16 protein-coding genes are annotated in these 20,747 nt (G+C 61.2%); 10 read left to right on the top strand and 6 right to left on the bottom strand.

Annotated features, from left to right (window positions below; translation table 11 throughout):
- Window positions 1-85 precede the first annotated feature (85 nt).
- Both DWQ09_04105 and DWQ09_04100 read left to right on the top strand, forming a co-directional pair.
- Entirely contained in the window at window positions 86-1,447 is a 1,362-nt protein-coding gene (locus tag DWQ09_04105; GenBank protein ID KAA3629843.1) for an adenosylmethionine--8-amino-7-oxononanoate transaminase, read from the top strand.
- A 19-nt stretch (window positions 1,448-1,466) separates the two neighbouring features.
- A complete protein-coding gene (locus DWQ09_04100) occupies window positions 1,467-2,198 on the top strand; it encodes a 16S rRNA (uracil(1498)-N(3))-methyltransferase (protein ID KAA3629440.1) in 732 nt (243 codons plus the stop codon).
- Between the two features lie 41 nt (window positions 2,199-2,239).
- Here DWQ09_04100 and DWQ09_04095 read toward each other — a convergent pair whose 3' ends face one another.
- The 6 genes from DWQ09_04095 to DWQ09_04070 form a co-directional block, all read right to left on the bottom strand.
- Window positions 2,240-2,731, bottom strand: coding sequence for a chemotaxis protein CheW (locus DWQ09_04095; GenBank protein ID KAA3629439.1), 492 nt, complete (start codon window positions 2,729-2,731; stop codon window positions 2,240-2,242).
- 5 nt (window positions 2,732-2,736) lie between these two features.
- Entirely contained in the window at window positions 2,737-9,138 is a 6,402-nt protein-coding gene (locus DWQ09_04090) for a response regulator (protein KAA3629438.1), read from the bottom strand.
- 188 nt (window positions 9,139-9,326) lie between these two features.
- Complete coding sequence (locus DWQ09_04085; GenBank protein ID KAA3629437.1) at window positions 9,327-11,708, bottom strand: chemotaxis protein; 2,382 nt, start codon at window positions 11,706-11,708, stop codon at window positions 9,327-9,329.
- A 135-nt stretch (window positions 11,709-11,843) separates the two neighbouring features.
- Window positions 11,844-12,386 (bottom strand): chemotaxis protein CheW, encoded by a 543-nt coding sequence (locus tag DWQ09_04080; GenBank protein ID KAA3629436.1) that lies wholly within the window; start codon window positions 12,384-12,386, stop codon window positions 11,844-11,846.
- A gap of 13 nt (window positions 12,387-12,399) precedes the next feature.
- Window positions 12,400-12,765, bottom strand: coding sequence for a response regulator (locus tag DWQ09_04075; GenBank protein KAA3629435.1), 366 nt, complete (start codon window positions 12,763-12,765; stop codon window positions 12,400-12,402).
- 66 nt (window positions 12,766-12,831) lie between these two features.
- Window positions 12,832-13,257 carry a response regulator gene (locus DWQ09_04070; protein ID KAA3629434.1) on the bottom strand — a complete coding sequence of 142 codons (426 nt, stop codon included), beginning with the start codon at window positions 13,255-13,257 and terminating at the stop codon, window positions 12,832-12,834.
- A gap of 299 nt (window positions 13,258-13,556) precedes the next feature.
- Here DWQ09_04070 and gshA point away from each other — a divergent pair, with 299 nt between their 5' ends.
- From gshA to DWQ09_04030, 8 genes are all read left to right on the top strand, one after another.
- Window positions 13,557-14,852, top strand: coding sequence for a glutamate--cysteine ligase (gshA, locus tag DWQ09_04065; GenBank protein KAA3629433.1), 1,296 nt, complete (start codon window positions 13,557-13,559; stop codon window positions 14,850-14,852).
- Window positions 14,853-14,903: 51 nt separating this feature from the next.
- Complete coding sequence (locus DWQ09_04060; GenBank protein KAA3629432.1) at window positions 14,904-15,881, top strand: glutathione synthase; 978 nt, start codon at window positions 14,904-14,906, stop codon at window positions 15,879-15,881.
- 67 nt (window positions 15,882-15,948) lie between these two features.
- Window positions 15,949-16,827, top strand: a complete 879-nt coding sequence (locus DWQ09_04055) for an energy transducer TonB (GenBank protein ID KAA3629431.1) — start codon at window positions 15,949-15,951, stop codon at window positions 16,825-16,827.
- Window positions 16,828-16,887: 60 nt separating this feature from the next.
- On the top strand, window positions 16,888-17,451 hold the full coding sequence (locus tag DWQ09_04050; protein ID KAA3629842.1) for a YqgE/AlgH family protein: 564 nt from the start codon (window positions 16,888-16,890) through the stop codon (window positions 17,449-17,451).
- Window positions 17,382-17,882: a Holliday junction resolvase RuvX gene (locus tag DWQ09_04045; GenBank protein KAA3629430.1), complete on the top strand. Its 501-nt coding sequence runs from the start codon at window positions 17,382-17,384 to the stop codon at window positions 17,880-17,882. Before DWQ09_04050 ends, DWQ09_04045 begins: the two co-directional genes overlap by 70 nt.
- Entirely contained in the window at window positions 17,872-18,390 is a 519-nt protein-coding gene (locus DWQ09_04040) for a bifunctional pyr operon transcriptional regulator/uracil phosphoribosyltransferase PyrR (GenBank protein ID KAA3629429.1), read from the top strand. Before DWQ09_04045 ends, DWQ09_04040 begins: the two co-directional genes overlap by 11 nt.
- 91 nt (window positions 18,391-18,481) lie before the next feature.
- A complete protein-coding gene (locus DWQ09_04035; GenBank protein KAA3629428.1) occupies window positions 18,482-19,462 on the top strand; it encodes an aspartate carbamoyltransferase catalytic subunit in 981 nt (326 codons plus the stop codon).
- A complete protein-coding gene (locus DWQ09_04030; GenBank protein ID KAA3629427.1) occupies window positions 19,459-20,745 on the top strand; it encodes a dihydroorotase in 1,287 nt (428 codons plus the stop codon). The genes DWQ09_04035 and DWQ09_04030 overlap by 4 nt, the downstream gene beginning before the upstream one ends.
- The last annotated feature ends 2 nt before the right edge of the window (window positions 20,746-20,747 follow it).

Below are 20,747 nucleotides of genomic sequence, written 5' to 3'. Positions count from 1 at the left end.
TCGCCGTCAAGCCCTCTCGCACGCACTCACCGCCAGCTGTGAGCTGATATAGTTGTCCTCCATCGTACTCACCGCACACACGCCCATGCCCACCACCGACGCCAACCAAAGCTGGATCGAGCGCGATCTCGCCCATGTCTGGCACCCCTGCACCCAGATGAAGGATTACGAATCGTTGCCGCCGATTCCCATCCGGCGCGGCGCGGGGGTCTGGCTGGAGGATTTCGCGGGCAAACGTTACCTGGACGCCGTGAGTTCCTGGTGGGTCAATCTCTTCGGTCACGCAAATCCCAGGATCAACGCCGCCCTGCGCGACCAGTTGGAAAATCTCGAGCATGTCATCCTCGCCGGATTCACCCACCAACCGGTCATCGAGCTCTCCGAACGCCTGGTGGCGCTGACGCCGCCTGGATTGACGCGCTGCTTCTATGCCGACAACGGCTCGTCGGCCGTCGAGGTGGCGCTGAAGATGAGCTATCACTACTGGCGCAATTCCGGCAAGTCGGGAAAAACCCGCTATATCAATCTATCCAACAGCTACCACGGCGAAACCCTGGGCGCGCTGGCGGTGGGCGATGTCGGGCTCTACAAGGAGATTTACGAGCCGCTGCTGCTGCAGCCCATCACCGTCCCCAGCCCGGACTGCTATGAGCGCGGCGCGGGCGTGAGTTGGGAGGAGCATAGCCGCGCGCTGTTCGTCGCGATGGAATCGGCGCTGCAACGCCACGCCGACGAAGTGTGCGCGGTGATCGTCGAACCGCTGGTGCAGTGCGCCGGCGCCATGCGCATGTACCACCCGGTCTACCTTTCGCTGCTGCGCGAGGACTGCGATCGCCATGGCGTACATCTGATCGCCGATGAGATCGCCGTCGGGTTCGGCCGCACCGGAACGCTCTTCGCCTGCGAGCAGGCCGGCATCACGCCCGACTTTATGTGCCTATCGAAAGGACTAACCGGTGGTTACCTGCCGCTGTCGGTGACCCTCACCACCGACGAGACCTACCAGGCCTTTTACGACGACTACGCCACGCTGCGCGCGTTTCTCCACTCCCACAGCTACACCGGCAATCCACTCGGCTGTCGCGCCGCGCTGGCGACCTTGGATATCTTCGCGGAGGAGCCGGTGCTGGAGCGCAACCGACAATTGGCCCACGCCATGGGTGAAGCCTGTGCGCACCTGACCGATCACCCCCACGTGGCCGAGGTGCGCCAGCACGGCATGATCCTCGCCATCGAGATGGTGCAAGACAAGGCGACCCGCACCCCCTACCCCTGGCAGGAGCGGCGCGGTTTGACCGTCTATCGCCATGCCCTGGAACGTGGCGCGCTGTTGCGCCCCTTGGGCAACGTGGTCTACTTCATGCCGCCCTACGTGATCACCGCGGAGGAGATCGGCCTGCTCGCCGAGATCGCCACCGAGGGCATCGACCTGGCCACCCGAGACTAACCCAACTAGAGCAAGTCGCATGCGCATCCCCCGCATCTACCACCCCGAAGCGCTGGCGCCGGGACTTACGATCGATCTCCATGCCGAAGCGGCGCGTCATGTTGCGCGGGTGTTACGCATGACCGCTGATATGCCTTTGGTGCTTTTCGATGGCAGCGGCGGCGAGTATGGAGCAGTGATCGGCACCGTCGATCGCGGGCGCGTCACGGTGACGCTTAAAAGTTTCGTTGCCGACGGTCGTGAGTCGCCGCTGCACACTACCCTGGCGCAGGGCATTTCACGCGGTGAGCGCATGGACTACACCCTGCGCAAGGCGGTGGAACTGGGTGTTTCCGCAATCCAGCCGCTGTTTACCGAATACTGCCAGGTGCAACTCAAGGGGGAGCGTCTCGACAAGCGGATGGCGCACTGGCGCGGTGTAGTGATTGCGGCGTGCGAACAATCGGGACGCAACCGCATCCCTCCGCTGCACACGCCCTGTTCGTTGCCAGAATGGCTGCAACGCCTGCCCAGCGGGCTGCACCTGGCGCTCGACCCGCGGGCTGCCGGCGGTATTTTGCAGCTGGCGACACCCGCGACACCGGTTTCACTTCTGGTCGGGCCGGAGGGGGGATTGAGCGAAAACGAAATGGACCTTTTACGCCGTGCCGGGTACCTGGGGATACGTCTCGGTCCCCGCATCCTGCGCACTGAAACCGCAGCCCTTGCCGCGCTCGCTGCACTGCAGAGCCGCTGGGGCGATATGAGCTGATCCGACCGCGAGCGTTCTGACGAAACCGCCCGAAGCTGCGTTCAGAGTTCGGCGGGTAGCACCTGCTGGCGATCCACCAGACAGCTTTCGATGTGGTCCAGATCGGGAATCGCAGCCGGACGGCCCGCCACCAGCACTTTGCTGGCGACGCCCTCGGCGACCTGGTCATCGCTGCCCAGCGGCGCGATGCTGGCCTTGTCGATGTTGATCAAGGAGGGGAAACCCTGCGTGAGTACGGCGTAAAAACGCAGATACGCGGGATTCGCGCCCACCGTATTGAACACCGCGATTCGGGTGCGCGGGCTGACCTCAGGCGTAGCGCCTCCCGCGACCGCCTCAAAGGAGATAACCGGAATGGTCTGATTGCGCCACGACAGCATGCCGATAAACCACGCCGGCGCACCCGGTACCGCGCGGGTTTCACGGTAGGTGAGGATTTCCGCCACCGCCGAGTTGGGCACCAGCATGTACTGGCCTTCCAGAGGGATCAGAAGACTGCGTATCGCAGAAGTCACATCGCGCGCCATCGGCATCTACCTCAGTGCATCGTGTTGGATTTGGTCTTCTCCAACATCTCGTTGATGGTCTCGACCAGTTCGGCTTCCTGATAGGGTTTGCCGAGGTAACGATCCACACCGAGATCCATGGCGCGCTGGCGGTGCTTTTCTCCGGTGCGCGACGTGATCATGACGATCGGTACGGTTTTCAACCGATCATCGGCACGCATGTGCGCGGCGAGGTCGTAGCCGTCCATGCGCGGCATCTCGATATCGAGCAATACCACGTCGGGCAGCGCCTCCTGCATGACAGCCAGTGCATCGACGCCATCGCGGGCCGTCATCGCCTTCATGTCGTGGCGCTCCAGCAGGCGCGAGGTGACCTTGCGAATGGTGATCGAGTCATCCACCACCAGTACAGTCGGCGGTCCGCCGGACTCCTGGACCGCCTCCGTCGCCTGCCCCTCGGCGGCCTGCTTGACCACCCCGCGGTGCACGAGTGCGGCCATATCCAGGATCAGCACCACGCGGCCATCGGCCAGGATGGTGGCGCCGTAGAGACCGCGCACACTACTCATCTGCCTGCCCAGCGATTTCACCACAACGTCACGGCTACCCAGGACCACATCGACGTGCAGCGCGGTGTAGTTCTCGCCGGAACGCACCATGAGTATCGGAATCCGCGTCTCGTTCGCCGCGAGAGGTTGAGGTTTGCCGCCTAACAGCGCTCCCAGGTGACGGTAGGTATACCGCCCACCGGCGTACTCGTAGTACTCGTTCTCATTGGTCTGGAACCGCTCCACCTCTTCGCTGTTCATGCGCGCGATACCGATGATGTTAGCCAACGGAATTGCGAACAGATCCTCTCCCGTCTGCACCAGCAGCGCGCGGTTGATCGCCAGTGTGAAGGGCAGTCGCAGGATAAAGGTCGTGCCCGTGCCGGGCTGGGTATCGATCTGCATGCTGCCGCCCAGCTGCTTGACCTCACTCACCACCACGTCCATACCCACGCCGCGGCCCGCCAGTTGGGTCACGCGATCGGCGGTACTGAGACCGGACTCGAGAATCAGCTGCACGATGTCTTCGTTTTTCAACTGCACATCGGCACGCAAAATGCCGCGTTCGATCGCCTTGCGGCGAATCGCCTCGATATTGATGCCGGCGCCATCATCCGAGACGCGCAGGACCACATCGGGTCCGTCACGCGAAAGTTCGAGCGCAATGACGCCGGTCTCGTCCTTACCCTGACTGCGCCGCACTTCCGGCGGCTCGATACCGTGCGCGATGGCATTGCGCAACACATGCTCCAATGCCGGCAACATGCGATCGATAACGGTGGTGTCCATCTCGACGCCGGCACCCTCGACCCGCAACTTGGCCCACTTGCCCAGCTCCTGGCAGGTCTGGCGGACGATGCGCCGCATGCGCGGCATCAGACCGCCGAACTGCACCATGCGCGAACGCATCAACCCCTCCTGAAGGGTGTTGGCGACGCGCGACTGCTGCAACAACAGCGTTTCCGATTCGCGGTTCAGATTGCCGAGCATCTCGCGCAGATTGTTGAGGTCGTTGACCGACTCGGCCAGCGCGCGCGACAGCTGCTGCATGGTGGAGAAGCGGTCGAGTTCGAGCGGATCGAAATCTTCCTTGCTCGACTCGCCCTCCTTCTCGTAGCGATAGATGATTTGCGCCTCGGTCTCGATCTCCAGATTACGCAACTGCTGATTGAGGCGCGAAACCGTCTGCTCCAACTCGGTAAGGTTGGAGCGGAAGGTCGTTGCCTGCTGTTCGAGGCGCGAGCGGTAGATACCCACCTCGCCCGCATAATTGACCAGATCATCGATCAAATCGGCGCGCACACGAATGGTCTCGTGCTGGACGCGTGGTGCCTGGCGCCGTTCATCACTGTCAGGGGCGGTCTCTTCCTGCGACTCGTCGCCGGACTCCTCTCCGGCTTCGGCGGCGGTGCGATCTTCATGATCATCGCTGTCGTCGATCGCCTCACCAGTGATCGATTCAAGATCCGACGATACGATCTCATCGGACTCGATCTCAGCGCGCAGCTCTTCACTGGTGGGGACCTCTACGGATTCCGCAGAGAACGCATCCGTCGTAGAGACTTCCTGTTCTTCGCCCTGGATATCTTCATCGGAGACCGCCGCGGTAGACAGGCTCGCCACTTCCGCTTCATCCTCGCGCTCGCTCGGCCCGGTTTCTCCCAGCGACTGAGGTTCGCCGGCAGCGTCGGCAGACTCCAAATCCGGCTCTTCATCTTCGCCGAGCAGGGCCGCGGCCTCTTCCAGCTGTTTGGCCATCCCGGCAGGAATCTCCATGATGGTCGATTCGGTGGCGAAGCTGTCGCGTCCGGTCGCGATCGATTCCAGCAATTCGATGAGTGGGTCGGTGCGTTGCGGACGCTCGCCATGGCGTACCTGCTCGACCATTCCCACCAGGGCGTCCACCGCTTGATGCAGTCCATCGAAGATGTCGCGCGACACCTCCACCCGGCCATCAACCACCGCTTTCAGCAGCGTCTCCATCACGTGACTGAGATCGGCCACCGGGCCGAGTTCGGCCATACGTGCCCCGCCCTTGAGGGTGTGGAGCTGGCGCTCCAATTCGCGAACCAGCGAGGAATTGCCGGGATTGTTGTTCCAGTGTTCCAGCGTGTTCTCGGTGGTGTCGAGGATCTCCTCGGCCTCCTCGAGAAAGATATCGACCAGCTCGCCCAGTGCCTCGTCGTCGGAACCGGGCATGGTTGATTCCATCGATTCGGCTTCATGCCATGAAGCTTCAAGCTCCTCTCGATCGAAGGCCATGGTGGGTGAGAGATCCACTTCAAAGTCGGTGTCCGCTTCAGCAGTGACCTCTTCCACCGTCTCCTGCTCCGGTTCACTGCTTTCCGTGACCGTTACTTCAGCCGGCGGCTCACCGACAGAGGGCGAACGCAATTCGAGCAGCGCTTCCATTTCCGCGATCAGGTCATCAGGCGGGGTCACCGTGGCAACCTGCGCCACCTGACTCAGCATCTCGGCGATGCGATCCACGCTTCGTTGAGTGAGTTCGATGGTTGCAGTATCGTTCACCACCTCGTCGCCCAACGGCTTGAGCAACGATTCGATGGCGTGGGCGAGATTGGCGATGGCGTCATTACCCGCTGTACGCGCACCTCCCTTGAGCGTATGAAGAGTGCGCCGCAACTGAGCGGAATATTGACTATCGGCCGGCGCCTCACTCCACCGCTGTACGCTCTCCTCCGCCGCATCAATAAGATCGGCCGCTTCTTCCAGGAATACACCAGCAGCATCGGTTTTCTCTGCCTCGAGTTCCGCCTCCTCTGCGGACGCGGCAAAAGCATCCAAACCCTCGATACGCATGATCTGCGTGGTGTGTTCCTTGCTCCCCATGACCTGGATGCGATCGACCAACGACGATACATCGGGCAATGGCCGGGCGGGATCATTGAGGTGGGCGAAGGTCTCGCGGATGGCGGCGACGGACAGTGGCAGCACGTCGAGCGTCTCCGGCACAAAGCTGCCTAGATTTTTGTGCAGCATCTTGGCGTAGCGCTCCAACGCGCCGCTGAGATCGGCGATCGTTGTCACACCGGCCATGCGCGCACTGCCATGCAGCGTGTGCAGCGCCCGCAGCAACAGGTCATTGACGCTGCAGTGACCGCCCTGGGCATTGCACGAATCGACGAACTCGTTGATAGCGGCAATATGACCCTCGGTCTCCTGACTGAAAATCTCGTAGAGCACCGGATCCATGGGCTCGGGTTCGAGGCTGACGGTCTCGAAGTCGCCAGCTTCATCCACCGGCGCCTCCGGGGCTTCTTCGGCGGGCACCTCCTCGGCTGCGGCCTCCGCGGCGGGTACTGTCTCGACCGGCTCCTCAACCGCTGCTTCGACGGCAGGCTGAGACGCTGTAATAGCGGCGAGCTCGGCTTCCTGGCGCTCCTTGGGCAGGGAAAGAAATTCCGCCCCACGCATCAGTTCGTAGACCTCCGCAGCCGCCGGGCCTTCACCCCCCTGCAACTGCTCGACCATGGACGGAATAATCTCGACGACCTGCTCCATCAAGTCGAAAAGTGCATTGCTCGGCGTGAGCAGGTGATCGATCAATCGGTTGAGCAGATTCTCGATGGACCAGGCAAACTCGCCCATGCGCATCGCACCCACCAGACGGCCACTTCCTTTCAGGGTGTGAAAACTACGCCGCAATTCGGCAAGTGCCTCCTCGTCGCCCTGATTTTCACGCCACCGTCCAAAAGTTTCGCGGACTACATCGCGGATCTCCTCGGCCTCTTCAAAGAAGATCTCGACTGTTTCCGGATCGGCGTCGGCGCTCAGTACCGGCGCCAGCAGCTCAGCGGCTTCGTCGACGGACACTGCGACGGGCTCCGCTGCCGTCTCTTCTATGGGTGGCTGCGCGCCAGCTCCCTCTTCGGCGAGCAGCGCAGATTCGACAGTCGATTCCTGCGGCGCGAACGTGGGTTCGGCAGGCGTTTCATCCAATGACACTTCATCGACTGGCGACTCGGCGCCGGCGATCGCCTGCTCGACGACCTCACTGGAGAGTTCCATGGTCGGCGCAAAACCGATATCGATCACTTCGTCCGCGCCCTCGATCACCGGTTCGGGAGGCGCTTCGGCCAATCCCTCATCGATGTCGGCTTCATTACCCACCTGCGTTTCGGCAAGCTGCGCTTCGAGATCGATGTCGAGAGCCGACCCGTATTCTTCGAATGCCGACATCTGTTCGAGCGGAAAGCCCAACTGGCGCAGCCGTTCCGCCGCCATCTCCAGCATCTGATCGGCATTGGGGCGCTGTTCGCGTGTCGACTCGACGAAATACTCCAGTCCGGTAATGGCATCTGCCAGTCCGTCGAGCGCTTCACGCGCGGGGACTTCCGTCGTGTTGAGCAACCCCTCGATGAGGTAGTCACCGATGCGCTCGGCGACTTTGGCGGCGCGCTCATGCGAAAGCATCTCCAGGCACCCCGAGACACGCTCGACATAGCGTGGCGTCACCTCCAGAACCCGTTTTTCGTTCGGGTCGGCCAGGAAGGCAAGGATCGCCTCCTTGACCGCGCTCATGTCGTTGATCGCTTCGCGCACAACACCGCCCAGAGCCTCTTCGAACTGGGCGTTGGCCGATGCGCGAGCATCGGCATGCTCGCCGCCGGTGGGGACATGACCCAGTGCCAACTCATCCAGGGCGTTATCGACCGAAAGCAGTACGCCCGCGAGATCCATGATCTGGTCGTCGTCGCAAACAAGCGCGCCCGACACCATGTCGCGAATCTTTTCCACCTGCTGTTCAATCGCCGCTTGCGAGCTTTCGAGATTCACCATCGCCAGTATGTCGGCAACTTTACCCAGCCCCTCGATGAGCGGGGCAAGCTCCGCGGGATCACTGCTTTGACTGGCAACGTAGATATCGAGAACGTCTTTCGCCTTGGCGAGATCTTCTTTCAGCGCGCCCGAAACGGTGCGCAGCAGTTCGAGATTGGGACCGACCGGGCGATTGGACTCCTCCCCCCTGGGTAACAAGGCATCGAGTTGGAAGGTTTCGCGAATCTCGCGAACCTGCTCGCCTTCGGAGGAGCACCGCGACAGTAAATAGAGCATCTCGCGTATCAATCGCTCAGGCGGATGGTCGGCAATCGCCGCCTCGCCCGATTCGACCAATCGCTTGAGCTGCTGATCAAGCTGTCCCAGCAACTGCTTGGCGCGGTTGGCATCGGCGATCGCACCTTCGCCAATCGCCTGGACCAACCCGCCGCCTACCCACCAGAGCTGAATGGCAGCGTAGCGTTGCGCCGCGCCGCTGAGCCGCAACAGCACAGCGCCCAGACGCTGCAGTTGTTCCAGAGAGCGGGGGTTGCGGAACCAGGCAACGAGTGACTTCTGATAGATGGGGCGCAGGCGACGCGCCAGAATCTGCGCATCTTCCTGGTTGTCACCCGCCTCCTCGTCACGTTGCACCGGCATGAAGACGGTGAGGTCGGGTTTGAAGAGCGTGAACTCCTCAAGGAGTTTTTCACCCCGCAGAGCACGCAACTCGTTGATCACGGGCAACAGTGCCAACGGCACATCGAGCTGACCGGATTGAAGCCGCTCCAGTTGATCCGGTAGCTGAAGGATGGCACGGCTCAGCGCATCGATAGCTTCATCTCGGCGTGTGATGGTGCCCCGGCTCAGCGAAGCCGCCATGTTCTCCATCTCCAGCGCCAGAATACCCGGTCCGGAGAGTTCCAGCATGCGCAACGCACCCGAAACCTCGTGCAGGCGGACGTTGCAATTCTTCAACTGAACGGCGTTGTCGTCCGGGTTCTCGACATAGGCCTCGAGCGCCACACCGGCATCCCGGAGCGACGATTCGATCTCGTCTTTCACCCAGTTGAGGCGAATGAAATCTATACTCGCGCCAACGCTCATAACCGGCACCTTCTGCTGCGCCACTGACGCAGACTGGTTGCTGACCCTCGGACCGCCGGCTCGGAATGCGCCCGGAGCGGAATGCTCACGCCTTCATTGCGGCAATAGAGTAACAATCCGATCACCTTCGGCCGTACCGGAATCCTGAAGAGAGGCCGGGTCCTGCCACCCTCTTCCTTGCCACGCGACTACTTGCGACCCGCGTCTGCAGATCTCCCGAGATCGACATCCAGGCCGGTTTCGCCCGTGGCATCCAACTCGGCGGCCAGCTCCTCCAGGACGGCGGCACTCAGCTCATCATCGTGGTCCTCTTCGACGGGAGCATTCCCCTCCTGTTGACTCGTGCCTCCGGTGTCTACCGCTTCGTGAAGCTGGCTCAGCTCGGCCATAAGATCCAACTCGTCCTCTTCGGAACCACCGAGCGATATGGTGTCATCGTCCGGCTCGATGACCGCCTCGGCGCCGAGTTCGGGAATCGATTCACCGACCAGGGTTTCGTACCCTTCCTCATCTTCCATCGGCAGTTTGAAGCCCGCCACCGAGTCATGCAGTTCATTCGCCAGCTCGGCGAGATTTCCGATCGATTCGGCGGTCTCGCTGGTACCGGCCGATACCTGCTTGGTGATGTCCTGGATGACGTTCATGGTGTTGGAAACTTCGGTGGCCGCATGCGTCTGGTTCAGCGAGGTATCGGAAATACTCGTAACCAGATCGAACAGTCGGCCCGACACCGTTTCGATCTCGGTCAGCGCAATACCCGCATCCTCGGCGAGTTTGGCACCGGCCACCACGCCCGCGGTGCTCTGCTCCATGGAGTGTACCGCTTCATTGGTATCGGTCTGGATAGTCTTGATCAACGCCTCGATCTGTTTGGTCGCATCGGTCGAGCGTTCCGCAAGGCGCTGCACCTCGTCCGCTACCACCGCAAAGCCGCGGCCTGCGTCACCCGCCATGGCAGCCTGTATGGCGGCATTCAAAGCGAGAATGTTGGTCTGGTCGGCGATGTCGTTGATAAGACCGACGATGGCACCGATCTCCTGCGAAGATTCACCCAGTCGTTTGATGCGCTTGGACGTCTCCTGGATCTGCTCGCGGATGTTGTCCATACCCATGATCGTGCGCTGCACCGTGTCGGAACCCTTATGGGCGATATCGAGTGAACGCTTCGCCACCTCGGCGGACTCCTGCGCATTCTTCGACACCTGCTCGATAGAGCTTGCCATCTGGTTGATGGATCGGGTGGCGGAGGTGATCTGTTGCGCCTGATGATCGGATGCTTCGGCAAGATTGATCGCCGTGGCTCGTGTCTGTCGTGCCGCACGGGCTACGCGGTCGGAGGTGATGTTGATGGTGGCGACCAGTTTGCGCAACTCGTCGATAGCGTAGTTCACCGAGTCGGCGATGGCGCCGGTGATCTCCTCGGTAACCGTGGCCTTGGTGGTAAGGTCACCGTCGGCGAGTGTGCTCATTTCATCAAGCAGAGTAAGGATAGCCGCCTGGGTGCGCTTGTTGACCTCCTCCGATTCTGAACGTTGCGAATGCGCCTCGTTCTGCAGCGCCTGGCTGCGCGTGACAACCGTGTAGCCAATCAAAAGCAGGAAGAGAACGGCGATCGATCCAGGCAGGAACACCGACTGGGCACTGAAAGCGGCGGACATGCCCTGCGTTTCCACAGCAGCCTGCAGCCCTGCCGCCTCGACCAGCATCTTGTCGCCATCGGTAAGCAAGTTGGCTGTCGATTCGCGCGCCTCGAAAAGCGCCTGGAATGCTTTTCCAAACTGTGCCACCTGGCCATTGAGGACCCCGTAGGCGCTGGCCACTTCACTCAGTTTGCCGCGCACCTGGGCATCGGCAACACGCTCGATTTTCAGTTCACGATCGCCACTGATCAATCCCTGCAGGATCTGGCCGAAGCGCACCGCGTCCGCGACGAACTGATTCGGCGCCCGAGCCGCATCGGGACCACCCTTGAGAATCTCCGTTGAGTTGCGACGCAGCCGCTCGAGGAGTACGAGTTGCTGGCTCGTCAGATTGATCTGGGACGCGGGCGCATTGCTTGCGACCAGACGCTCTGCAACCTCCTCGCTCAGTGACTGTACCTGCTCGAGCTGAGCGTTCAGGGTGCTGGCGAGACCATAGGTCGCGACCAGCGTTTCACGCCGCGCCAGTATACGATCGACGTCTCCGCGCATCTTGGCCCAGATATCGGAGATCTTTTTGACTGCCTGGGTAGCAGCCTCACTGGGCATGGTGAGTTTCTGTATATCCCCGTCGGTGGGAACATCACGCCCTTCAAGCCGACCGACGTTGGCCTCGTATTGTCCGCGCACGTACTCAACTTCGGAGAAAGCCTGGACATTCCCGGACACCGCGCGCAACGCGGCCTTTCCCAGGGACTGCGAATGGACCCGCAGCGCACTTACGTGATTCAGCACCTGGCGCTGCTGCGATTCCCGTTGGTTGATCTGGCTGAAGTTGACAGCCATCCATCCTATACAGGCGATCAACGCCGCAAACAGGAACATGAGGCGGAGCGAATATCCACTGTCGGTCTGGCTGGTTTCCTTCATAACTCTCTCTCCTGGCCGGCTTTCCGTTCACGATGGTTGGGACACATCCCCGGCTCGACTCGAGCTGGCGTCCTACCCGCTGTGAGCGAGCCTCCGTCCTGGGCAATTGTTCAGGTTACGGTTTAACGCACCTCATCAAATGGCGACCTGCATAAAGGTCGGAGTTTCCACCAACCGATGCAGACTAAAAACGCCCCAATACTCTCCATCACGCCAGAATGCTCGCTTCATAAAAGGTCGCATTGCTTCGTCGATTGAAGGGAGTACCGAGGTTCGTTCTTCTTCCCGGAAGTGCCGCAGGCCTAAGACCTCTTCCACCAATACGCCGGTGAAGACCCCTTTATAGTTGGTTGCCAGCACACGACACTGGGGTGCAATCGATGTCGGTGCCCCGTATAGAAAACCGTTCAAATCCAATATCGGCAGGAGATTCCCGCGCACATTGGCGATACCTTTGACCCAGGACTTGGTCATCGGAACCTTGGTCACGGGTGGAATCTCGAGAATCTCCACCACTTCGGCCAATGGTGCCACCAAACGATGACGCCCCAGCCGAAAACCCACACCGCTCCAAACATCCTCGACCTCGACCAGCATCGGCAGGCCGACGGCATGTTCCAGACACCGCCGCTCGATGCTCTGCAGTAGCGCGAAGGGTTCGGGATGAGAACTGGGCATAGTACTCTCGCCGTCAGCCGGCCAGCAGAGCCTTGATCTTGGAGATCAGTTCATCCTCAGAGGCCGGCTTGGTCACATAGTCGCTGGCACCCTGACGCATACCCCATATCTTGTCGGTCTCCTGTCCTTTGGTACTGACGATGATGATCGGAATATCCTTGGTGGCCGCATCCTTGCTGATCGCGCGCGTTGCCTGAAAACCGTTCAATCCCGGCATCACAATATCCATCAGGATCAGATCAGGTTTCTGTTTCTTGGCTACTTCGATACCCTCTTCGCCGGTTTCCGCGGTGATAACTTCATAACCATGTTTTTTCAGCATGCCGCCCAAGACGTGCACCTCGGTGGGAGAGTCATCGATGATCAGTACTCGCGCCATTGGGAAATCCCCTAGTAAATAGTGTTATCGTCCACGACCGACCAGCGCCAGCCGTTGCTGGATCCATTAAATTGCCCTGTTGCCAACCGCAACCACACACCGTCGAATCGCGCCCAGCAGCTCATCTTTGGTAAAGGGCTTCGTCAGATACTGATCTGAGCCAACGATTCGACCCCGGGCTCTGTCGAACAGGCCATCCTTGCTCGAGAGCATGATGACGGGCGTCTGCTTGAACGCCTTGTTATTTTTTATCAATGTACACGTCTGATAGCCATCAAGCCGCGGCATCATGATATCGACAAAGATGATATCCGGACGCTGATCGGCAATCTTCGATAGCGCCTCAAAACCGTCTCCGGCGGTCACGACCTCGCAACCCTCCTTCTTCAACAGTGTCTCGGCGGTTCGACGGATGGTTTTGCTGTCATCGATGACCATTACCTTGAGACCGGATAGATTCTTGTCCCCTGCCTCACTACTCACCAGTTTCATCCACCCTGAATATGCCGATTTCTGCCGAATGTACCCCAAGGCGTTTCATTACACAATACGTAAATTATTCGCCGTAACTATTTATCCCGTCTCACAAATCCATATTTCCAGTTTGCAAATTTCGATTGGTGTCCGGGACATAAACACCAACGCATATCATCCACCAGGCTTTATACTCTGCGACAGTCGCGCAACGATGTGACCGACCGCCAAATCTGTCAAGAGAACTTCTCACCATCAGCGCCAAACACGATAAGTTCCAGTTTAAGCAGCTTTTTTTGGGATAATCACCGCCAGCCATGACCCCCGAGCAACTCAGCGCTGTACCTCATCTCACCACGGCCTTGTCCGGGCCACTCCAACAGATCGAGTCGCATCTGCTCCTGCACCAGGCCCAGATCGAGGCCTGGTTACGTACTCAGTGGCGCGAGACCCGCGCTCCGTTCTACGCGTCGGTGGATCTGCGCAACTCGGGTTTCAAGCTGGCGCCGGTCGATACCAACCTCTTTCCGGCCGGTTTCAACAACCTCAGCAGCAGCTTCACCCCGCTTTGCATCCATGCCGTCCAGTCGGCCATGGAAAAGTACTGCCCAGCGGCATGCCGCGTACTCATAATTCCCGAAAACCACACCCGCAACCTGTTCTATCTGGAAAGCCTGGCCGCACTGCGCGACATAATGCTCAAGGCAGGGTTCGAGGTACGTATCGGCTCACTGCTTCCCGAACTTGAGGGTCCATTGAGCATTGATCTCCCGTCAGGCGGGCAAATCCGGCTGGAACCCGTAGTCCGGCACGGCAATCGCCTGCACCTCGCTCAGTACAATCCCTGCGTGGTCGTGCTCAACAACGATCTTAGCGCTGGCCGTCCCGCACAACTCGAGAATCTTGAGCAGCCGATCGTTCCGCCCATGGAACTGGGCTGGAACAAGCGCCGTAAATCGGCGCACTTCACCCACTACCAGGATGTCGCCCGCGAGTTTTCAAGCCTAGTGGATATCGATCCCTGGCTGATCGATCCGCTGTTTCGAAACTGCGGCGAAATCGATTTCATGAAACGCGAAGGCGAGGATTGCCTGGCTCGCAACTCCAACATCCTGCTCGAAGCCATCACGCTCAAGTACGCCGAGTACGGAATTGATCAGGCGCCCTTCGTTGTCATGAAAGGGGATGCCGGCACTTACGGAATGAATGTGATGGTGGTGCACAGCGCCGAGGAGATGCGGCAGCTCAACCGCAAGCAACGCACCAAGATGTCGGTCAGCAAGGAGGGGCAGAAGGTTACGCGTGTCATCATCCAGGAAGGCGTGCCAACCCTGGAGACCTGGGGGCCGCAGCAAAATGCCGCCGAACCGGTGGTCTACATGATCGATCATTTCGTTGTCGGCGGATTCTACCGCGTCCACACCAAACGCGGGCCGCGCGAGAGCCTCAACGCACCCGGTATGCAGTTCGAACCACTGGCCTTCGCCGACAGCTGCATCACGCCCGACCCCGATCGCCCGCCTGACGCAGAGCCCAACCGCTTCTATGCCTATGGCGTGATCGCGCGTCTCGCACTGGTAGCCGCCGCCCGCGAACTGGCCGACCTGACCTGAGAGCAAAGGATAAAAGGCATTGAGCTCTTTCAATCAGCATACGAGGCACGCATGACCATTCGGCTTGGCGTCGTGATGGACCCCATCGGGACCATCAATTTCAAGAAAGACAGCACACTCGCCATGCTGCTGGCTGCCCAGGCCCGCGGGTGGGATCTCAGCTATCTGGAGCAGCGCGACCTCTATCTGCGTGACGGGACGGCCTACGGACGCGGGCGCGCGCTGCGCGTTCACAACGATCCGCAGCGCTGGTTTGAACTCGCGCAAACGGTGGAGTACCCGCTGTCCGAACTCGATGTGATCCTGATGCGCAAGGATCCGCCCTTCGACATGGAGTACGTCTACACCACTTATCTGCTGGAACGCGCCGAGGAAGCGGGCACGCTGGTGGTAAACCGCCCCCAGGCGCTGCGCGATGCCAACGAAAAACTCTTTACAGCCTGGTTCAGCGACTGTTGTCCGCCGACACTGGTGTCACGTAACGCGGACCAGCTGCGTGCGTTTCTGACCGAGCAGAGCGATGTGATTCTCAAACCACTGGGCTCGATGGGCGGCGCGGGCATCTTCAGGATTACCGCGGCTGACCCGAACATCAACGTGATCATCGAGACCCTTACCGACAACGGCGAGCGCTATGCCATGGCGCAGCGCTTCATCCCCGAGATCAGCGCCGGCGACAAGCGCATCCTGCTGATCGATGGCGAGCCGGTCCCCTATGCCCTGGCGCGCATTCCGGCTCCGGGCGAGACCCGTGGTAACCTGGCGGTTGGCGGTCGCGGTGAAGGGATACCCCTCACGCCCGGCGATTACGCCATCTGCGAGCGGGTGGCACCGGAACTGCGCCGGCGCGGCCTGATATTCGTCGGCCTCGATGTGATTGGCCGCTATCTCACCGAGATCAACGTCACCAGCCCCACCTGCATCCGGGAACTCGACGCCCTGTACGGACTGGATATTGGCAGCCAGTTGATGGACGCCATCGAGCGACGATTGGACGCGGTCAAAAACGCCTCCTTGCTCACCTCATAGTTGACAATTCATAGGGAACTCTCTGAAATGTCGAGAGTTCACGATCTGACGGATCTGAAATCACTGCATGAGCGCCGTAGTAGCCGTACCTCAGATCAGCGCCCGCAATCGGCTCGAGTTGACGCTGTTTGTTGCAGCCGCGCTGCACGCCGTGATCATCCTTGGTGTGGGTTTCGGTCTTGATCAGTTGATCCCGCGCGATCCCGTCCAGCGCATGGAGATAACGCTGGTCCACAGCCGCTCCGACACCGCGCCCGACGATGCCAAGCTGCTCGCGCAAGCCAATCAGAAGGGCGGTGGCGATCTGGACAAGGCCGCGCGCCCTACCAGCCCCGCCTCCACCCCTGCGGAGCTGCCTAACCGGGGCAGCGACGCCTACTCGCAACCGGCTCCGCCGGCCGCCCCGCAACAGCCGGTGCGCCAACAAGTGATGGCCACACCAAGGCCCAGCGTTCGCAAGGCGCCCACCGCGCCTGCCGTCGAGGAAGCGCCGCCGTTACCCGACGCCGCCACACTGATGACACGCTCGTTGCAGATGGCCAGCCTCAGCAGCGAGATCAACCGCGAATGGCAGAACAACGCCGAACGTCCGCGGCAGAAGTTCATCTCCGCCAGCACACGCGAGTACAAATACGCGGCCTACGAAGAGGCATGGCGGCTGAAAATCGAGCGTATCGGCAACCTCAACTACCCCAGTGAGGCCATTCGTCGCAAGCTCTCCGGCGCACTGATGCTTGATGTGGCGATAAAGCCCGACGGTTCGGTGCACAATATCCGCATCGCCAGCAGTTCCGGGCACAAGGCCCTCGATGATGCGGCAATTCGCATCGTCCATCTCGCCGCCCCTTTTGCCCCCTTTCCTCCGAAAATCCGCGCCGAAACCGACATCGTGCGCATCATTCGTACCTGGAAATTCGATAACGACTACCGACTTTCGAGCCGCTGAACCACGGCGCGCCAGCCCACCTCCCTTGTACCCTCCTGGGGATGGGCAGATACTATGTCCATGGCCATGCCCTCGTACCTGACCAACCACTTTCTCATCGCGATGCCGTCCCTCCAAGACCCCAATTTCGCGCGCACGGTGACCTATATCTGCGAGCACAACGACGAGGGGGCGATGGGCATCGTGATCAACAAGCCGCTCGATCTGCACCTGGGCGACGTGCTCAGCCACATGGACATCCAGCCGCGCGGGCAGCAGATCGCCGCGCTGCCGGTGGTGCTCGGCGGGCCGGTCCAGCGTGAACGCGGTTTCGTGCTCCACCAACCTGCCAGCGACTGGGATGCGACACTGCGCGTCACCGAAGAGATAGGCGTCACTACCTCGCGCGACATCCTCGCCGCCATTGCCACCGGCAAAGGCCCGGCGCAGATCCTGGTCGCCCTCGGTTACGCCGGTTGGGCACCGGGCCAATTGGAACAGGAGATGGCCGACAACGCCTGGCTGAGCGGTCCCGCCGACCTGGAGATCCTCTTCGACCTCCCCTACCAAGCCCGATGGGAGAGCGCGGCCGCTCTGCTCGGTGTCGATCTCAACACCCTGTCGGACGAGGTCGGGCACGCGTGACGGCGCGGCCCCGGACCCTACTTGGATTCGACTACGGTTTGAGGCGCATTGGGATTGCAGTGGGCCAGGAGCTGACCGGCACCGCCAATCCGCTGGAGACGCTGCAGATTCCCGACCGCGGTCTCGACTGGAACGCAATCAGCGCCCTGATCGAGGAATGGCAGGCTGATGCCCTGGTCGTGGGGGTTCCCTTCAATATGGATGGCACCGAGCACGAGATGACGCTTGCCGCCCGGCGATTTGCCCGTCGGCTTCAAGGGCGGTATGGTCTGCCGGTTTATGAAATCGACGAACGGCTCTCTTCGGTGGAGGCCGGGCACGCGCTACGCCAGCGTGGGCAGAAAACGGGGCGGAAACACGAACGCGGACAGATCGACTGCGAAGCCGCCCAGATCATCCTGCAGACATGGCTGAACGAACATGCAAGGTAGATCCATGGGTTCCAGCGAAATCGAGCCTCTGATCGCGCAGATGATCGAACAGCTGCGCGAGCGGATTGCCGCACGACCAAAAGCCGCGCCACTGATGATCGGCATTCACACCGGCGGCGTGTGGATCGCCAAACGCCTGCATCAGGAATTAGGGTTGAGCGATCCCCTGGGATCGCTCGACATCACCTTCTACCGCGACGATTTCACCCGCGTCGGACTCAACCCACAGGTCAAGCCCTCGCAACTGCCCGCGGCCGTGGATGGGCGCCACATCATCCTCGTCGATGACGTGCTGCATACCGGACGCACGATTCGCGCGGCCATGAACGAACTCTTCGATTACGGTCGGCCGGCAGCGGTGTCGCTGGTGTGCCTGGTTGACCGTCCGGGCCGCGAATTACCCATTCAGCCCGATGTCGTCGGCCAACACATGGAACTGCAACCCGGAGAGCACGTAAAATTGTCCGGCCCCGAACCGCTGGTGCTGACTGTGCAGAAAACCGCGTGAACCTCTTATCAATCTATTCTCTTGCCGCACCTCCGATGCTCGACCACCCAATTCCATTCCCCGCCACCAGCGTCGCGGGAGGGGGACGCGCATGATTGGCCCCCACGAGGTACAAGTCGATGCCCAGGGGCGGCTGCGTCACTTCCTCACCACGGAGGGGTTGAGTCGCGCGCTGCTGACCGAGATCCTCGATACCGCCGACAGCTTCATGTCAGTGGTCGATCAAAGCGTGAAAAAAGTCCCGCTGCTGCGCGGGCGCACGATAGTCAATCTTTTTTACGAGCCGAGCACGCGCACCCGCACCACTTTCGAGCTGGCCGCCAAGCGACTCTCCGCCGACGTGCTCAATATCGCGGTCAGTACCTCGTCGGCCACCAAAGGCGAGACGTTGCTCGATACCGTGCGCAACCTCGAGGCGATGCATTCGGACATGTTCATCGTGCGCCACAATCAAAGCGGCGCCGCGCACTTCATCGCGCAACACGCCGCTCCCCACGTGGCGGTGATCAACGCCGGCGACGGGCGTCACGCCCACCCGACGCAGGCGATGCTCGACATGCTCACGATTCGCCGTCACAAGGGTTCGTTCCAGGAACTCAGCGTGGTGATCGTCGGCGACATCCTCCACTCGCGGGTGGCGCGCTCCCAGATCCATGCGCTGAACACCCTGGGTGTCGGCGAAGTGCGGGTGGTGGCACCCAAGACGCTTTTGCCGGCCGAGGTGGAATCGCTGGGCGTCAAGGTCTACCACGACCTCGATGCCGGACTCGATAACGTCGATGTCGTCATGATGCTGCGGCTGCAACGCGAACGCATGCGCGGCACCCTGCTGCCCAGCGCCCACGAGTATTTTCAGCTCTTCGGCCTCAGCGCGCGGCGTCTGGAACGCACCAAACCCGACGCCATCGTCATGCATCCCGGCCCCATCAACCGCGGCATAGAGATAGAAAGCGAGGTGGCCGATGGGCCGCGCTCGGTAATCCTGCAGCAGGTCACCCACGGCATCGCGGTGCGCATGGCGGTGATCTCCATGACCATGGGCAGCCGCGTCGCCGAGGGAGCCGACGCATGAGCCGGATTCGTATCAGCAACGGCCGGATCATCGACCCCGCAAGCCGACTCGATCAGGTGACCGATCTCTACGTGGTCGATGGGCGCATCGCAGCGATCGGTGAGAAACCCGCCGATTTTCGGCCCGATAGCGAAATCGACGCCACGGGCCAGCTGGTCTGTCCCGGGCTGATCGATCTCTGTGCCCGCACCCGCGAGCCGGGGGAGGAACCCAAGGGCACGATTGCCAGCGAGACCGCCGCGGCGGCAAGCACAGGCATCACCACCCTGGTCTGCCCGCCGGATACCGATCCGGTCATCGATACCCCCGCCGTTATCGAACTCATCCGCCAACGCAACGAACTGGCCGGCAAGGCACGCATTCTCCCGATCGGAGCGCTGACCCAGGATCTCAACGGCGAGGCGCTGAGCGAAATGGCCGCCTTGAAAGCGGCGGGCGCAGTCGGCATCAGTAACGCCGACCGGCCACTGACCAACACCTTGGCGATGATGCGCGCCCTGGAGTATGCCGCCACCTTCGACATGACCGTTTTTCTGCGTCCTGAAGATCCCGCACTGCGTGACGATGGCCTGGTGCACGAGGGGGCCGTCAGCACCCGCCTGGGACTACCGGGGATACCCGATGCGGCCGAAACGGTCGCCGTGGCGCGCGATCTGGCACTGATCGAACGCAGCGGCATCCGCGCCCATTTTTGTCGGCTCTCCAGCGCTCGATCGGTACGCCTGATCGCCCGGGCCCAGCACGATGGTCTTCCCGTCACCGCCGATGTGGCGGCCCACCAGCTGTTTCTCACCGAAATGGATGTGATGGGATTCAACAGCAACTGCCACGTCTACCCGCCCTTGCGTACCCAGCGCGATCGCGATGCACTGCGCGAGGCGGTGGCGGAAGGCGTTGTCAGCGTCATCTGCTCAGATCATCAGCCTCACGAGCCCGATGCCAAGCTGGCGCCACTCGGCGAAACCGAAGCGGGGATAGCCGGTCTGGAGACCCTGTTACCCCTTACCTTGAGGCTGGTGGACGAAGGCGTAATCGACCTGATGGCGGCAATTGCGCGACTCACCGCGGGTCCTGCCGGCGTGCTCAGGCGCGCGGCCGGGACGCTGACCCCCGGTAACACGGCGGACATCTGCCTGATCGATCCCGAGGTCTTCTGGACACTGACACCCGAGCGGTTGCGCGGACGCGGCCACAACACCCCCTTCATCGGCTGGGAGTTCCGCGGGCAGGTCACCCACACCCTGCTCAACGGCCGGATCGTCTATCAGCGCAACTCCTCGTAGTT

The sequence above is a fragment of the Pseudomonadota bacterium genome (assembly GCA_008501635.1).
In the GTDB taxonomy this organism is placed as follows: domain Bacteria; phylum Pseudomonadota; class Gammaproteobacteria; order QQUJ01; family QQUJ01; genus QQUJ01.
Note: the sequence above shows the minus strand (reverse complement) of the source record. Positions and strands in the feature narration are given on the sequence as shown.

Coding starts and splice junctions, on each gene's coding strand:
- gshA (KAA3629433.1), top strand. CDS start 13,557: ATGACCCCCGAGCAACTCAGCGCTGTACCTCATCTCACCACGGCCTTG.
- DWQ09_04090 (KAA3629438.1), bottom strand. CDS start 9,138: ATGAGCGTTGGCGCGAGTATAGATTTCATTCGCCTCAACTGGGTGAAA.
- DWQ09_04070 (KAA3629434.1), bottom strand. CDS start 13,257: ATGAAACTGGTGAGTAGTGAGGCAGGGGACAAGAATCTATCCGGTCTC.
- DWQ09_04100 (KAA3629440.1), top strand. CDS start 1,467: ATGCGCATCCCCCGCATCTACCACCCCGAAGCGCTGGCGCCGGGACTT.
- DWQ09_04105 (KAA3629843.1), top strand. CDS start 86: ATGCCCACCACCGACGCCAACCAAAGCTGGATCGAGCGCGATCTCGCC.
- DWQ09_04035 (KAA3629428.1), top strand. CDS start 18,482: ATGATTGGCCCCCACGAGGTACAAGTCGATGCCCAGGGGCGGCTGCGT.
- DWQ09_04030 (KAA3629427.1), top strand. CDS start 19,459: ATGAGCCGGATTCGTATCAGCAACGGCCGGATCATCGACCCCGCAAGC.
- DWQ09_04040 (KAA3629429.1), top strand. CDS start 17,872: ATGCAAGGTAGATCCATGGGTTCCAGCGAAATCGAGCCTCTGATCGCG.
- DWQ09_04080 (KAA3629436.1), bottom strand. CDS start 12,386: ATGCCCAGTTCTCATCCCGAACCCTTCGCGCTACTGCAGAGCATCGAG.
- DWQ09_04075 (KAA3629435.1), bottom strand. CDS start 12,765: ATGGCGCGAGTACTGATCATCGATGACTCTCCCACCGAGGTGCACGTC.
- DWQ09_04085 (KAA3629437.1), bottom strand. CDS start 11,708: ATGAAGGAAACCAGCCAGACCGACAGTGGATATTCGCTCCGCCTCATG.
- DWQ09_04095 (KAA3629439.1), bottom strand. CDS start 2,731: ATGCCGATGGCGCGCGATGTGACTTCTGCGATACGCAGTCTTCTGATC.
- DWQ09_04045 (KAA3629430.1), top strand. CDS start 17,382: ATGGGAGAGCGCGGCCGCTCTGCTCGGTGTCGATCTCAACACCCTGTC.
- DWQ09_04060 (KAA3629432.1), top strand. CDS start 14,904: ATGACCATTCGGCTTGGCGTCGTGATGGACCCCATCGGGACCATCAAT.
- DWQ09_04055 (KAA3629431.1), top strand. CDS start 15,949: ATGAGCGCCGTAGTAGCCGTACCTCAGATCAGCGCCCGCAATCGGCTC.
- DWQ09_04050 (KAA3629842.1), top strand. CDS start 16,888: ATGGCCATGCCCTCGTACCTGACCAACCACTTTCTCATCGCGATGCCG.